The organism is Flavobacterium sp. GNP011, assembly GCF_056428925.1.
Map to the genome: position 1 here is coordinate 1 of NZ_JBWJVJ010000075.1, position 239 is coordinate 239.

Genomic DNA, 239 nt, shown 5'->3' on the forward strand with positions numbered 1-239 from the left:
GCAACGATCACTCCGGCTTCGGCTACCGAAGGAAGTGCTGCTGTATTTACTTTTACCTTGAGCAACCCATCGGCGGTAGATACAACTTATACTTTTGTATTGACTAATGGTACGGCTGGAAGTGCAGATTACACTACGACAAACGTGACGGTAACTGTTCCTGCTGGTGCAACTACTGGAACCGTTTCGGTACCTACAACTGTGGATGCTATCGACGAGGCTGATGAAACGTTCAGCAT

General features: G+C 47.7%; 1 pseudogene. It reads left to right on the plus strand.

Annotation, left to right across the window (positions count from 1 at the left end):
- Positions 1 to 239: pseudogene (locus tag AC061E_RS16675) on the plus strand (hypothetical protein); the annotation flags it as partial.